Consider the following 15,922-nt stretch of genomic DNA (forward strand, 5'->3'; position numbering starts at 1 on the left):
TCTCCTGCACACACACAAAAAAACCTCCTAATATTATATTAAGAGGCTATATATGGTATTTAAATACTTTTCCCGATTATCCGGAGTGTTACTCCGGCACAACTTCCACTTTTAAATCAGCATGTACCTCAGGGTGTATCCTAATCTTTACGATATGCTCACCGGTTCTTTTAATGGGGGACTCAAGTAGTATCTTCCTTTTGTCAATATTAAACCCTGAAGCTTCAAGAGCATCGGCAATGTCTTTGTTTGTAACGGAACCAAACAATTTGCCCTCCTCGCCGGCCTTGGCTGCTATATTAACCGGAGTTGCAGCAATCTTATTTGCCATGTCCTCGGCGCTGAGTTTCAGTTTTTTAACTTTTTCCGTAATTATACGTGTTTCATGCTGCAAGGCCTTCATGTTCTTGGGATTAGCCTCAACAGCAAACTTTTTCGGTATAAGATAGTTTCTTGCATATCCGCGGGCCACATTGACAATCATGCCCATCTCCCCTACGTTGTTTACATCCTCTCTTAAAATGATCTTCATTATCTATTGTCTCCTTTTACAATTGCTGAGCTACAAGTCAAAGTACTATCGCATTGTAACATAAAAGCGGGTGTTTTTTCCAATATTTATTTTATAAATTATTTAGAAAGAAGTTATAAATATGCGGGCGGCGTTATACCAAGCAGCTTGGTATAATGTCCGCTATAGAACTTTTTCATATATTCTTTGTCAAAAACCCCCTCTTATACTATCATGGCGATTAACATCAAAATTGTAAGTGAAATTATCAGAATAATTGTTATCCATGTTATGATATTATATCCTGTGGGATTTATATACTCCCCCATCAGAGTTTTCTTATTAATAAGCGTAACGGCATAAACCAGCACAAATGGCAGGAGTAAGCCGTTAACAAAAGAGGAAAGCACCATGAGTAAAACAAGTGGTGCGTGTGGTATGATGACAAAAAAAGCGGCAAGAAAAATCGTGACGGAATAAATCCAGATAAATTGTGGAGCCTGGGAGTATCTCTTGCTGACACCGGTTTCCCAGCCCATTGCCTCGCATATGTAGTAGGCTGTGGCAAGGGGCACGATTATAGCACCCAAAAGGGAAGCGCTTCCCAGGCTGAGAGCAAAAATACCGGAGGCGTAGTGGCCGGAGAGCGGCTTAAGTGCAAGGGCAGCCTCAGAGGCGTCGTTGATTACAATCCCTGCCGGAAACAACACCGCTCCACATGTCACCACTATAAAGAAAGATATTAAATCGGTTACTATGCTTCCCACAAATATTTCAAGTTTTGACATCGGGAAGTTTTCCTTTTTTACTCCCTTTTCCACTATTGAAGACTGGAGATAAAACTGCATCCACGGAGTTATCGTAGTGCCGATAATTGCAATTGAAAGCATTATGTATTGTGGATCAAGGGGATGAGTTATATTTTTTATGGTCTGCGGCGGTGGAAAAACAACGGCTTTAAAGACATCGCCCCACTGAGGTCTGGCAAGCACGGCGGAGATTATATATCCGGCGTACATGATACAGACAAGAAGGAGGATTTTTTCCACGGAACTATAAGTCCCCCTGGTTACTATCAACCAGATTGCAAAAGCCCCTGCCGGTACCATAACATATTTTGTAAGGCCCATAACCTCCATGCTTGCCGCAAAACCTGCAAAATTAGCAACCGTTGTACCAAGGTTGGCAACAAAGAGGCCAACCATCAGAAAAACAGCGGTCTTTACACCATAGTGTTCTCTGATTAAATCCGAAAGCCCCTTACCGGTTACCACCCCCAGGCGCGCAATCATCTCCTGCACCACCACCAAAGATACTGTTATAGGTATTATTGTCCACAACAGGCCGTAACCGTATCTGGCGCCGGCCACGGAAAACGTGGTAACACCGCCGGCATCGTTATCAATCATCGCCGTGATTAATCCCGGCCCTATGACGGCAAGATACGTTTTCAGACGTTTTAAGGACATTGTTTAAATCTTTTTCCTCTTCTTTCTTGCACTGGGCGGTAAAATCCAGTCTATGATGTCATCGGCGGTTACAATCCCAAGGATTATGCCCTCATCATCAACAACCGGTATTGCCACAAGGTTATACTTTGAAATCATAGCCGCCACAGTGTCCTCGTCATCGTCCGGTTTAAGGCACTTAATGTTAGTATTCATGCAGTCTGAAAGTTTTAGTTCAGGGTCTGAAAGAAGAAGCTCTTTAAGCGATATTACACCAAGAAGTTTATCTTCCACCTCATCATCAACAACATAGACGTAGTAGATGGTTTCCACGTCTTTTGCGTCAACCTTAAAGCTTTGAATGACCTCTATGACCTTGGTATCAGGAGAGTATGACAGGAACTCAGTGGTCATGAGACCACCTGCGGTATCCTCTGCGTGCCCCAGCAGCTCCCTGATGTTTTCGGCATCATCCCTTTGCAGGGTGTCGAGAATCTCACCGATTTTACTTTTGTGCAGGTCGCTTAGGGTATCAACGGCGTCATCGGGAGACATTTCCTCGATAATCATGGCAATCTTCTTAGTATCCATGCTTGCAATGATATCAGCTTGGGTTTCAGGTTCAAGTTCTGGGAGTGTCTCGGCTGCGGATTCCACATCCAGATTACTAAAGAAGTTTGCTCCCTCCTCCCTTGACAGAGAGCTTATGATTTCAGCCAAATCAGCAGGATGCATTTTGGAAAGCATCTGCTGTGTAAGCGTAAGCGATATGGACTTAAGCCTTGGGTTTATCGTTTGAAGGTAATTCCACCCTATAAGATTATATGGGATGGAAGCTTTAAAAAACTTGAGGAGTTCCTCACCTTTTTTCTCTAATCCCAGCCGCCGTAATATTCCCCTTATACCCACGTCAATGGCAAACAACACTGCGTGGCTTTGATAACCGCCTATTTTTATATCGTTAACCCTGACCACTTTTGCTCCGTTAATATCCACCACCTGCTTATCCAGCACATCACGTACGGCAAGGAGGTCATCCTCTGCAAAGTCATACCCTTGAAGCTGCTCACGGTTTAAAGTGCTTGTGATAATTCTCTTGTTAAAAATGCTGAGGCTGCTGAAATCAACCCTGTAAAACTTCTTGCGTTTGTCAGATATGTCCCGTGTTCCTTCTACAATAAGAGCATCCAGCAGTGGAAGTGTTGTTCCCCTTATGACCACCATATCGTGCAGCCTGCCAAGTTCCTCACCCTTATGGTCATAAACAGTTTTCTTAAGTACCTCACTAATAAATAATTCGCCTATCAGAGGCATTTTCCCACCTCAAAAGATTTTTTTTACAGCAAAATCTGTAATCAACCGTTAATAATACCACAGCACGGAGTTAATTTGGTTTTTTATCAGATTGATACCGAGTTGCGTTCATAGATGTAATCAAAAAAATATCTGTTGTGTTTAATGTTACTAATTAAAACTGGATTCCCGTTTTCACGGGAATGACAAAAAAACAGACCGATACCCCCTCTGTCATAGCCGCCTACAAGCGGCAATCCAGTCTTTTCTTTTTATCATTATATTGCTTTTTTGACTGCTACTTGGTATTAGACGATTGACTGCAGCTTGGTATCAGAAATATCAGGGGGAATGAGGATGAAATTTAAGGCTTCTAAAAATCAGACTTTTTTACTTGATGACTTGTGCAGCTTTATAGTGTTTTGATTTTTTAACGGCTGTTTTGACTTTGTAGCTTCGCTTTTTGCAACCTTTTCTGACTTATGTTCTTTTGCAGCGGCATTTTTATCAGTGGTAGCCGGTTTCCTTGCCTTAGCGTTATCAACGGAGCGCTTTGCTGCTTTAACAGTCTCTTTGTGTTTATTTCCGGCATGTCCCGATTTGCCCTTCAGTGATACGGACGCTGTTGTAAAGGAAGTTGTCTTAGAATCAGAGATTTTAATAACTTTGCCTACTTCCTTGTGCCGTTTGTTTGCCAAAGTGGCTTTACCTTTTACTGATGCTGTTTCCACTTCGGTGGGGGCTTTTGGTATTGCCGTAAGGGGCGGTACAAATACGGTCGTGTCTTTAGCTAACCTTTCGTTTATACCGTGGGAATTGATGTCTGAGAGCACGTCAACAGGAACTTTCAAACGCTTTGCAATAGTTCTCAGCGTCTCCGCCTTTCTGGTTTGATATTGTTTGAGCATAGCTCTCTGAAGATCAGTGGTGTTGTTATACGCCTCCATAAAAGCATCTTTTGTGCCATAGGGAATACGGAGTTTATATTGGGATACTTTTGGTGGTATGCACCACTGTTTCAATTCAGGGTTCAGTGATAATATTTTATCAACAGTGGTTCCTGAAGCGGCGGCAATGAAGCTAATTGCTGCCGGTGGTGTTATATATACTACATCATAGTCAATCGGGGCGGCATTTTCAAATTCATCGAAGCCATACTTTGCGGGCTCTGCCGCTATTTCCTTGGCGGCAAGGAATTTCGGTACATACTGCTTGGTTTCCTCAGCTATATGGTTTGTCTCCGCCAGTGACCAGAAGCTGTCAGTATTGGCGCGCTTCATTGCTTTATCTATGCGTCCCTCTCCGGCATTATATGCCGCAAGGGCAAGGTTCCATGAACCATACCTTGCATACAGAAACTTGAGATAATCAGAGGCCGCATGAGTTGACTTCACAGGGTCACGCCTCTCATCCACCCAACGATTTATCTTGAGGTTGTACTGTCTTGCCGTATGCTCCATAAACTGCCACGGCCCTACCGCATGAGCCCGTGAAAGCGCAAACATATTGTAGCCACTCTCTATCAAAGGCACATACACCAAGTCCTCCGGAAGATTGTTCTCTGCAAGAATCTTCTTCATCATCGGCATATATTTGGATCCCCGGTTAATCCACCTTGTGAAACTTGATTTCATCTTCTCTGAAAAAAAAGACAGAAACATGGATACAGATGCTGAGCCCTTATCATCGCCGGTAATTATACCGGTGTTTGTTAAGCTATAAGGAATAGTCTCATCTTTCTCAAAAATGGAACCCTCAGGCATGATACGTATCGCATATTCACGGATTCCATTAGAGCTGAGATTTAAATTGGTTGTTTGGTCCTCAAGAACCTTATGAGGAATTCTGAAAGATATGTTTTGCTCATCTGTATCCGGTAAGGCGGCCTTTTCATTGGAATAGTACAGTGCCTCTGTAAATGCAGGATACATAAAAAGCACCATGGCTAACCCTATTTGTAGTATATATCTCACGGCTGGACCATTATACAACTTTTTTGTTAGCTTGTCAAGATATTTTTTTACATCCGAAATTTGAATTAATAAAAAAAAAATGTTATACTGACAAGATTCAATTTTTGTTAAGGATGGTAAATGACTGAAGTAGCTCCATTCAGAGGACTTTTATATGATCCGCAGAGGGTGTCGCTCTCTGATGTAACTGCGCCGCCATATGACGTCATAACGCCGGATATGCAGACACAGCTCTACGACAAGAGCCCGTTTAATATAGTGCGAGTTGACTGGGCTGTGGAGAAGCCCGGAGATAACGATGAGGTTAACAAGTATGTTCGTGCCGCTGAAACCCTCAAAAGCTGGATAAACACCGGTACTATGAAATTCAGAGATAAACCGGCTTATTTCCTGTATGAGGTTTCCTATAAGTACAGGGCAGCGGTAAAAAAAATGCGGGGACTCTTTGCTGCCGTGAAACTGGTTAAGCCCGGAGACGGGATTTATCCACACGAGGAGACACATTCTAAACCCAAGCAGGACAGGCTTAATCTGATGCGCTCCTGTAGAGCCAACACAAGCCCTGTGTTCTCCCTTTATAACAGTGCTGATATGACTCTTATCGGCATTATGGATGCCTGTAACGCCACTGCACCTTATTTTCAGTACTCCGGTTCAGATGAAATCTTACACCGGTGCTGGATTATAGATAACGGCGACAGTGTAGCAAAAATAACAAGAGCTCTTAAGGGTGAGAGCTTTTTTATAGCCGACGGCCACCACAGATATGAAACCGCCCTTGAATATCAAAAGCTTATAAAAGGAAGCAACGGTCAGGCCCGGGGCCCGCAGCCCTGTGACTACATACTTATGCTTATAACAAATATCAGAGACGGAGGAATTACCATTTTACCTACCCACAGGATGGTAGCCGGAATAACGGCAAGTACACTGGAGCGTCTTAACCAATATTTTGATGTGCAATTCGTTGGGGTTGATGTGCCAATTACAGATTATATAAGCGGCAAGGCAACGACTTTTGGTCTTTATCTGCGCCAGAGCGGCTACTATGCTCTGAGGTACAAGGGAGTCAGGCCGGATGGATTAGCCGGTATAGACGTAATGATTTTGCATGACATTATACTCGGGAAGTTGTATAATGTTAGTGATTTCGGATATGAGATGAGCGTGGAGAGAACTGTGGAAAGCGTAAAAAGCGGTCGATATGACGCCGCTATTTTTTTAAACCCCACGAGGGTTGAGGATGTAGAGCTCTCAGCAAAGACAGGTGTGAGGATGCCGCCAAAGTCAACATATTTTTATCCGAAAATTCCCACTGGGATAGTTATCAATTATCTGGACAAACACTGAATATAATAGTGTCTGTGCCGGATATAGAGGATGAGGAGACCTTGTCTCCTGATAATTTATGTGTATCTCCGGAGGTTTACTTATGGCAGTCAAAGTAGGTGTAAACGGTTTTGGAAGAATCGGCAGAAATTTCTACAGGGCATGTATGGGCAACCCTGACATAGAAATAGTGGCGGTAAACGATATTACCGACACAAAGACTCTCGCCCATCTGTTAAAATACGACTCGGTTGTAGGCAACCTAACAGCTGACGTATCGGTCAAGGACGACTCAATAGTGGTAAATGGCAAAGCCACTAAGATTACCGCAGAGAGAGACCCTGCAAATATTCCATGGAAGAGCTTTGGTGTGGATATCGTAGTGGAGTCAACCGGAATATTTACAAAGAGAGACGGCGCCTCCAAACACCTTGCGGCGGGAGCAGGCTGGGTTATCATCTCAGCACCAGCCACTGATGAGGATATCACCATATGTATGGGCGTCAACAATGAGCTCCTTGACCCGGCAAAGCACAAAATCATTTCAAACGCTTCCTGTACAACCAACTGTCTGTCCCCTGTAGCTAAAGCAATACATCAGGAGTTTGGTATTGTTAAGGGCCTTATGACCACAGTCCATTCCTACACCAACGACCAGAGACTCTTAGACCTTCCACATAAGGATTTAAGAAGGGCAAGAGCGGCAGCTCTTTCAATTATCCCCTCAAGCACCGGTGCGGCAAAGGCAATCGGCCTTGTTTTACCTGAATTAAAGGGTAAACTTGACGGCTTTGCATTAAGAGTTCCTACCCCTAACGTGTCAGTTGTTGACCTGACGGCGGAACTTAAAAAAGAGGCTACAGTAGATTCCATAAATTCAGTTGTTAAAGCTGCTGCTGAGGGCCCTATGAAGGGAGTGCTCCAGTACTGTGACGAGCCTTTGGTATCGGCTGACTTCAAAGGCAATCCTCATTCCTCGATCTTTGATCCTGCCCTTACAAAGGTAATCGGCGGCAATATGATAAAGATAATTTCATGGTATGACAATGAGTGGGGTTATAGCAACCGTGTAAGAGACCTCCTCCTGTATCTCGTATCAAAGAGGTAATCAATATGGCCCTGGAAAAATTAGTAATAACCGATTTAGACCTTAAGGGTAAGAGAGTTTTCATAAGGGTGGATTTCAATGTTCCCTTTGATGAGGCCGGAGCCATTACGGATAACACAAGGATTCTCAGCGCTCTTCCGACTATAAACAAAGCCATAGAGATGGGAGCTAAAGTGATTTTAGCCTCACACCTTGGCAGACCAAAGGGTAAAATAAATCCAAAGTTTAGCCTCAAACCTGTGGCAACCCGTCTTCAGGAACTCCTTGGAAAACCTGTGGCCTTTGCCCCGGACTGTATCGGCCCGGAGGTCGAGAAAATGGTCTCCGCCATGAAAGAAGGTGACGTACTGCTCCTTGAAAACGTAAGGTTTCATGCAGAGGAGGAGAAAAACGATCCTGAGTTTGCAAAATCGTTGTCAAAACTGGCCGATGTTTACGTAAACGATGCCTTTGGCACAGCCCACAGGGCACATGCCACCACAGAGGGTATCACAAGGCACCTTCCAAAGGCGGCAGCCGGTTTTCTGATGAAGAAAGAGCTTGACTATCTTATTAATGCTGTGGAAAACCCGACGCGGCCCTTTACGGCTATTGTCGGCGGCGCTAAGGTATCCGGGAAGATCGGTGTACTGGAGCACCTCAGCTCTAAAGTCAACAAGATCATAGTTGGCGGCGGCATGGCCAATACCTTTTTCAAAGCCCAGGGTTTTGAGATCGGAGACTCACTGTGTGAGGATGATATGCTTGATACGGCTAAGAGCATTATGGAAAAAATGAAGGCCAACAACGTTGACCTGCTTTTGCCCGTTGATTGCGTAATCGCTCAAAATACCGAGCCTGGAACCGCCACTAAGGTTGTCTCTGTAAAGGATGTGCCGGCAGGATGGAAGATTCTCGATATCGGTCCTGAGTCGTCAAAGATTTATTCCGATGCCGTAAGGAGCTCTAAGACTATCGTTTGGAACGGCCCGATGGGGTTGTTTGAAATTGAGGCGTTTTCAAGCGGTACCTTTGAGCTGGCAAAAGCTGTAGCTGCCTCAGGCAGTACCAGCATAATCGGCGGCGGTGACTCTGTTTTAGCAGTTAACCGTGCCGGTGTTGCCGATAAGGTGTCATTTATTTCAACCGGCGGCGGCGCTTCCCTTGAGCTTCTTGAGGGAAAAGTGTTGCCGGGCGTTGCAGCTTTAACTGATAAAAAGTAATTTTTATAGACAGGGGATAAGAGTTTTCACACCGCTCTTATTCCCTGTTATATTAATGTTTAATGAGCACATTGGGATTTCATACTTCATTGTGTTTAAATAACAATATGAGTTTAAATAAATTAAAAGCAAAAGTTAGAGAACTGTTAATAAAACCTAAGAAGCTACAGGAGGTTGCAGAGAGGTTACCTGATGACAGAATAAATTTCCACTGTGATAAAACCCTGTTTGCCTTTGATGCCATAGAGATATCAGGCTGGGCTCTTTCCAAAGATGGTGTGGACAGAGTTGAAATCTTAATAGACGGACAGCCCGTTGGTCTTGCATCTTTGGGGTTAATCCGGAGGGATTTGGCTGTGGCCTACCCTGAAATAGAAGATAGTATAATTGGTGGTTTTGTTTTTTTTAAGTATTTAGACACCGCCCTGGCTCCAGGGCGGCATAGTGCAGTTGTCTCAGTTGTATCCAACACAGGTCGCTCTTTAAGCACAGAGATACCTTTTAAAATAAGTGAAAATCTGGCATCACTATTATCTAAAACTGATGCCAATATCTATAGCAACCATGAAAAAATTGTGCTTGCCATGGACTATATCAGCGTATCAGGATGGGCTTTCTCACTGAGTGATATAGAGAGTATTCAGATTTTTGTTGATGGTACATATATTGGAAAAGCTAAGCATACACTATTTAGAGCCGACATTAATCAGAAATTTCCATCGTACAAAAACAGTTTGATCTCAGGATTTTGCTACAGGGATAAAATAGAACCTATGCTTTTACCCGGGCTTCACACAGTTGATATAAAGGCCGTTACTGAACATGGGGTTATAACCTGCCTGAGTGAGCTTATAGCAGTCAATGTGACCTATGACCGGATGCCGGCTCCGGATATTGTCTTACATTGCGATAACTTGATTTTATGTACAGATGTTATTGATATTTATGGTTGGGTGTTATCAGAGAGTGGGATTGCAACTCTTGAGGTTTATATAGACGGGGAATTTATTGAAGAGGCTGTATTTATCAGCAGCCGGTTGGATGTCTGGAGAACCTATCAGTGTATGAAAGATATAGAGAAAGGGTGTTTTTGTTTATTAAAAAACCTCAGGGAACCTGTCCCTGCCGGCAATCATATTGTTACACTAAGAGCCGTAAGCGAATGTGAATTTGTACGGCAAATTGATATACCGCAACAGGTAAACCAAAGCTACTCAGATATTTCAACAGAAGCACCTCAGGAAATAGACATTGATTTTGTATCAACCATTTGTTTGGATAAGATATATATAAACGGTTGGGCTTTCTCCACTGACGGAATTAAAGAGGTTGAGTTTTATTTAAATGGTAAATTCACAGACAAACTCTTTTACGGATTCGATAAACCTGATGTTGTAGAGTCTTTCCCTTGTAAAACCAAAGCGTTAAAATCAGGTATTTGTATTTTAAAGGATTTGGATAATCAACTGTTGGAGGGTGATTGTATATTAACCTTAAAAATAATAACAAATAGAGGGGATACAAAAGAGCTGTCACAACTAAAGGTGGTGTCGCAGACTTATGAACAACATCTTAATAGCAGCCTGCTGAATGAACTAATGTCCCTTGATCTCGTTTACCTCACGCCGCGGGAGATTTATATAGCAGGATGGGTTGTATTTCCGGGTGGGACTTCAGCGGTGGAGATATTAATAGACGGTATTTCTTACGGCATAGTGTTTCCAGCAGTCTCAAGACCTGACATTGAGGCTAACTTTAAGTGTTACAAAGATTCAAAGGATTGTGGATTTTCTTATTATGCCGGCCTGCTTAAAAAACTTGAAGGCGGCAACCGTGTTGTTACGATAAGAGCGAAGTCAAAAGACGGGCTGCTGAACGAAAAGCAATATTTTTGCACTATATATGATATTGAAGGTTCATATGACAAATACAAAATTAATCTACATGAGCCTGACAGAGATACAGCACAGCGAGAAATAGCTAATTTTACTTATAAACCTGTATTTTCAATAATAACTCCTGTTTATAATATAGACCCAAAGTGGCTTAACCAATGTATCAATTCGGTTTTGAATCAATATTATGACAATTGGGAACTGTGTCTTTATGATGACGCCTCCTCAAAAGCTGAAACACTGGAATGTCTAAAGAGTTGGGAGGGGAAAGATAAGCGCATAAAGATTTCTTACGGAGAGAAAAACCTGCATATTTCAGGGGCCTCTAATGAAGCACTTAAACTTGCAACCGGTGACTTTATAGCTCTGCTTGACAACGATGACGAGCTTGCTCCTCAAGCACTCTTTGAATTTGCAAAGACACTTAATACAAATCAACAACTTGATTTTATATTCAGCGATGAGGATAAAATGGAGGAGGACGGCAAGAGGGTGGAACCGTTTTTTAAGCCTGACTGGTCGTTGCATTTACTTCTTAGTATGATGTACACCGGACACTTAAGTGTTTACAGGAAATCCATTATTGATAAAATCGGTGGCTTTAGAAAAGGTTTTGAGGGCTCTCAGGACTACGATTTGGTACTCAGATTTATCGAACAAACCATACCTGAAAGAATAGCCCATATTCCTCTGATTTTATATCACTGGAAGAAGATACAAGGCTCAGTTGCTGTTGTAGGAGAAAGCAAAAAATATGCTTATGAAAACGCCAAAAAAGCAATTAATCAGTATCTATATAGAAATAATATACCGGCAAGTGCTGAATTCAGTAATTTGCTTGGATGTTACCATCTAAAGCATGATCTTAAGAAAAACCCTTTGATCTCAATAATAATACCGACAAAGGATAAGGCTGATTACTTAAGTGTTTGTATTAAGTCCATTTTAGAGAAGACAAAATACAACAACTATGAAATCATTATAGTAGATACCGGAAGTACAGAGGATAAAACATTTATTTTCTATAGTACGATAAAAGACCATTCACATATTAAATTAGTGCAATTTCACAGAGACGTGTTTAATTACTCCGAGTCAAATAATTTCGGCGTAATGAATTCTAATGGCGAAATACTCCTTTTTTTGAACAATGATACTAAAGTAATAAACAGTGATTGGTTAGAAGAGATGGCTGGATATGCCGCAATGGATAATGTCGGTTCAGTAGGATGCAAACTCCTGTACCCTGACGACAGGATTCAACACATGGGTGTTGTGGTAGGACTAATGGGAGGGGCGGCTCACGTCGGCAGGTTTTTTAATGACAAGAACTGGATGGGGTTTCCATTTCTTAACGCAAAAGACGTGGTAAGAGATGTAACAGCGGTAACAGGAGCTTGTCTTATGGTCAAGAGAAAAGTCTTTGATGAGGTCAATGGATTTGATACGGATTTTATAATCGCCTTTAATGATATTGATTTTTGTCTGAGGCTCCGCAGAGCCGGCTATACAAACATTTATACACCTTATGCAAGGCTTTACCACCATGAATCCGTATCAATTGGAACACTTGATGATGACAATCGCTGCAAGACGCTATTTGCTCGGGAGGTGGAATTGTTTAGATCCAGATGGAACATAGATTCATTTAGAGACCCTTACTTTAATCCTCACACAGATGAAAATTTCACAATTATTCAGCCTGGCTGAAAAACAAATAAAACTTGTAAAGGATTGAATCTTGAAGCTTGACATTGGCTGCGGAAGCAAAAAAAGAGAGGGTTTTATCGGCATAGACATAGTGGCAGGAGCTGATGTAGATTATGTTATCAATTTAGAACATGAAAAACTTCCTTTTGATAACGACACTGTTGACTACATATATTCCTCACATTTTTTAGAACATGTTAAATATCCTGACAATGTTCTGCCGGAATTGGGCAGGGTTGCAAAAGACAATGCAACAATTGAGTTATGGACGCCTTACGCTTTTTCAAATGAGGCTTTTTTGTATAGACATGAAGTATTTTTAACAGAGCTGGTGTGGGAGAATTTTTGCGTTACAAGCGGAGATTTATTCTATCATATGCTTGGTAAAAAACGATGGCTATTCAACGAAATTGTTTATGTTCTCCAGCCTGCTGTGGAAAATGAAATTCTGGAGGCAGGGCTTACGATACCTTTTGCCATAAAGTACTTAAAGGGAATTGTCATTGAGTTTGGTTGTTTTTTTACTGTAAAAAAAGACATGACCGAGCCTTTAATAGTGCCGCGAAAAACATTTTCTCACACACGGTATGGAGAGCGATATGACCTCTCAAAATGATACTGCTGACGCATATCATTAGTCCTTCAAACCTACACCTTATACCAGGTTGCATTCATTCGATTAACTTTGTTGGCTTCGTCGAAACCTCCTTGACGTCTCCCCTAAAAGGGGATTCCCCTGTAAAGGGAGGTGTCGCTTTCTCCTTGCCGCCTCGTTACTCTTTTGACTGCAACCTGGTATTACTGGTTAGTGCCATTGCTATTTTCAGGATTGATTTTGAAAACTCCGACTGAGGGCTTGTCGTCATAACCGGTTTGAGAGTAAGTATCGCTTTTTTTACAGCGTCATCCTCAGGGATATATTCTAATACGTTACTCTCAATCCCCACATAATCTTTAAGGAGTTTTGAAATTACTTTCCCGACTTGAGCATCGTTTTTGCTTTGAAGCCGGTTTATCACAATATCGGGAATGAAACTACGCAGTTTCTCTCTGGCTAAAGCCGCAGTGGCAGGACTTAATTTTGCCGCCTCATTAAGTACGCTTTCAATGGATTTTAAATGTGGATTTTCAACAACGTCCTTAGCCCTCTCTACAATGTCAAGCAAGTCAACCACTTTAGCATCCCTAAAGATCACTGTCAGTAACCTGAAAACCGCAGTTTTTATAAAGGTATAGACTTTCATTAAAGAGGTGACCTCCGGTGTTGTCACCAAAAGGTTACGGTTTGCAATAAAGGCAAAATCAACAACGTTGTATGAGGAGCCTGCGGCAAGGTCTAAAATAACAATGTCACAGTCAAGACGCGCAATGTGGTTTATTAATTTGACCTTCTGTTGAAACGATATGTTTGCAATATTATGAACATTTGTGCCGCCGCATATGACTCTGAGGTTTTTAATGCCGGAATCTATAGCTGTCTCCTGAAGTGTCTTAACTTTCCTTAATAACAAATCCTCAAGGGTATAACGTACCTCTTTTACCCCTAAAATAGCATGAAGATTGGCCCCGCCCAAATCCAGATCAACTGCAATAACCCTCTTGCCCATCTGTGCCAGTGCGATGGCAAGGTTTGCCGATACATTTGACTTTCCTACGCCACCCTTTGGCCCCAGTATTGAGCATATTATTTTTTTATCCATACAGACAAGCCATGTGAGACTGTTTTAATCCAACTTAAGATAAAGTTTCAGGGTGTCTGTGAGTGAGGTGGATTCGCCAAAGTGTTCTTTCTTTTTTTCAGTTTTAAGGAGTTTTAGAGCCACATCAAGAATTCCCTCTGGATCAAAAGGACTTAAAGGGCAGTAAGCTGAAGCATAAGAGCTTAAAACACTGTCATCAGGTTCAGATAAAAGCACAATATGCGAGGTTATCTCCGGTGAGATAGTGTCGGATAACCTCTCCAGCTCACCTGGGAAAAAACTACCGCTATCCAACACCACCACACCTGGTTTCAAGGTAAACAATAACGCTCCAAAGTCCGCTATTGCCTTATATAATGAGCTCTCGCAGCCGCCTTTCTTAAATACTTTCGATAAAACATGCCCCCGGAGTTCATCTGCCGAGAAAATTATAACCGGAACCTGCATTCAAAAAGTTACCGCTCCTCACTCATTGCCATTACAAGGGCACCTTTGGATGTGGCATTTAACGGATCCTTTGCCGACCTTACCTCAGATACTTCTATCGGCAGCCGTATAGCCCCTATAGCTTTTTCCACTCTTTCCCTTAAGCCCTTTGGCATACATGTTCCGCCGCTTAGAACTATTGGAATAGGAGACGTTATCTTGGGTACCTTGTCAGAGGATGCAATCACCTGCTGTAGGCTCTTAACCAGTGAGTTAATAACATCCATATAGTAAATATGAAGAGACATTTCCACTTTGTTGGCCGGCAGAATTGAAAGGTCCAGAGCCTCTTCCTTTATTACCTTTATCTTGGTGGCGGATTCGTTAACGTCTTTGCTTACCATCTCATCAATATAATCTCCGCCTTTTTGGATGCTATAGGTGATGACCGGCACGGATAAATACGACAGGCAAATGTTACACATGCCCCCGCCCATACTTATGCCTATGCCTGTGAAATTATTGTCGGCAAGCTCCGACATAACCACGGCAAGCCCCTCATTTATTGGAACCGGAGTGTAGCCCATGGTTTCAAAAAACATCTTCAAAATTGACTGGTGCCCTATTGAAAGCACAGCGCTGCCGATTGGGTCACCCGGAACGCTGTAGCAAAGAATCTCTCCGAATTTCTTAGGTTTTTGCACAACGGTTTTTATTATTGACTGCATGAGGGTTATACCCTCGTTCTCTCGTGAACTAAGAAAGCCTTTTTCCATAGGCCGTCTTGTATTGGTATTAAACATATTTGCAAAGTTTTCCGCAGAATAACCTATTATATAGTATTGTTTATCAAATTCTATAAAAGTGACTTCATTTTTATTGAGAATTGATTTAGTAAACCGTGACTGTGGTATTGTGAAAAAAGCATTAACCTGCTTCACTACATGAATACTGTTTCCCTTGTTTTGTGCCATAACGATATTACTTGTACCTATATCCATACCAATGGGGCCAAAGGGGCTTTCGGCGGCGGCACCCGGCTCTTTATCACTGATAACTGTAGCCTTTTCAGTAGTTCTGTAGGCTGATTCAATACGTGCATCCGACACGGGCCTGTCATAGGCCGGCGGCTGTTGTGGTGCACTGAATGAGGGTGCTGGGGGAGCGGATGGTGGTCCCTGCGCTTCTATTTCACCCAATCTCGATTTTAACCTCTCTATCTCGTACTGAAGGTCATTTTCTTCCGACATTAACTGCCTCCTTTTTTTACTAAACAGTTGTTTTTATGAGGTATTCCCTCATTTCTCTACATCACGGCACACTGCCG

At 42.4% G+C, this 15,922-nt stretch carries 12 protein-coding genes; 5 read left to right on the forward strand and 7 right to left on the reverse strand.

All coding sequences use genetic code 11. From position 1 onward, the window contains the following. Positions 1 to 88: 88 nt before the first annotated feature. The 4 genes from rplI to H7844_02065 all read right to left on the reverse strand — a co-directional run bounded on the left by rplI (position 89) and on the right by H7844_02065 (position 5,225). Positions 89 to 532, reverse strand: a complete 444-nt coding sequence (rplI, locus tag H7844_02050; protein ID MEO5356064.1) for a 50S ribosomal protein L9 — start codon at positions 530 to 532, stop codon at positions 89 to 91. A 203-nt stretch (positions 533 to 735) separates the two neighbouring features. After that, entirely contained in the window at positions 736 to 1,980 is a 1,245-nt protein-coding gene (locus H7844_02055; protein ID MEO5356065.1) for an Nramp family divalent metal transporter, read from the reverse strand. A 3-nt stretch (positions 1,981 to 1,983) separates the two neighbouring features. Beyond that, positions 1,984 to 3,273: a CBS domain-containing protein gene (locus tag H7844_02060; GenBank protein MEO5356066.1), complete on the reverse strand. Its 1,290-nt coding sequence runs from the start codon at positions 3,271 to 3,273 to the stop codon at positions 1,984 to 1,986. A gap of 359 nt (positions 3,274 to 3,632) precedes the next feature. Further along, on the reverse strand, positions 3,633 to 5,225 hold the full coding sequence (locus H7844_02065; GenBank protein ID MEO5356067.1) for a transglycosylase SLT domain-containing protein: 1,593 nt from the start codon (positions 5,223 to 5,225) through the stop codon (positions 3,633 to 3,635). 120 nt (positions 5,226 to 5,345) lie between these two features. On the opposite strand from H7844_02065, the gene H7844_02070 reads away from it, so the two are divergent. From H7844_02070 to H7844_02090, 5 genes are all read left to right on the forward strand, one after another. Then, on the forward strand, positions 5,346 to 6,575 hold the full coding sequence (locus H7844_02070) for a DUF1015 domain-containing protein (GenBank protein MEO5356068.1): 1,230 nt from the start codon (positions 5,346 to 5,348) through the stop codon (positions 6,573 to 6,575). Positions 6,576 to 6,657: 82 nt separating this feature from the next. Further along, a complete protein-coding gene (gap, locus tag H7844_02075; GenBank protein ID MEO5356069.1) occupies positions 6,658 to 7,662 on the forward strand; it encodes a type I glyceraldehyde-3-phosphate dehydrogenase in 1,005 nt (334 codons plus the stop codon). Positions 7,663 to 7,673: 11 nt separating this feature from the next. Next, the gene (locus H7844_02080) at positions 7,674 to 8,864 is read left to right on the forward strand and encodes a phosphoglycerate kinase (protein MEO5356070.1); all 1,191 of its coding nucleotides are present in this window, start codon (positions 7,674 to 7,676) and stop codon (positions 8,862 to 8,864) included. A 107-nt stretch (positions 8,865 to 8,971) separates the two neighbouring features. Next, positions 8,972 to 12,469, forward strand: coding sequence for a glycosyltransferase family 2 protein (locus H7844_02085; GenBank protein ID MEO5356071.1), 3,498 nt, complete (start codon positions 8,972 to 8,974; stop codon positions 12,467 to 12,469). A gap of 31 nt (positions 12,470 to 12,500) precedes the next feature. Further along, entirely contained in the window at positions 12,501 to 13,085 is a 585-nt protein-coding gene (locus H7844_02090; GenBank protein MEO5356072.1) for a class I SAM-dependent methyltransferase, read from the forward strand. A 157-nt stretch (positions 13,086 to 13,242) separates the two neighbouring features. Here the strand turns inward: H7844_02090 and H7844_02095 are convergent, their stop codons facing one another. The 3 genes from H7844_02095 to H7844_02105 are packed head-to-tail and all read right to left on the reverse strand — an operon-like array spanning position 13,243 to position 15,845. Then, positions 13,243 to 14,169, reverse strand: coding sequence for a P-loop NTPase (locus tag H7844_02095; GenBank protein MEO5356073.1), 927 nt, complete (start codon positions 14,167 to 14,169; stop codon positions 13,243 to 13,245). Positions 14,170 to 14,193: 24 nt separating this feature from the next. Then, positions 14,194 to 14,616: a hypothetical protein gene (locus H7844_02100; protein ID MEO5356074.1), complete on the reverse strand. Its 423-nt coding sequence runs from the start codon at positions 14,614 to 14,616 to the stop codon at positions 14,194 to 14,196. A gap of 8 nt (positions 14,617 to 14,624) precedes the next feature. After that, on the reverse strand, positions 14,625 to 15,845 hold the full coding sequence (locus H7844_02105) for a hypothetical protein (protein ID MEO5356075.1): 1,221 nt from the start codon (positions 15,843 to 15,845) through the stop codon (positions 14,625 to 14,627). Positions 15,846 to 15,922 lie beyond the last annotated feature (77 nt).

Source organism: Nitrospirae bacterium YQR-1 (assembly GCA_039908095.1).
In the GTDB taxonomy this organism is placed as follows: Bacteria; Nitrospirota; Thermodesulfovibrionia; order Thermodesulfovibrionales; family Magnetobacteriaceae; genus Magnetomonas.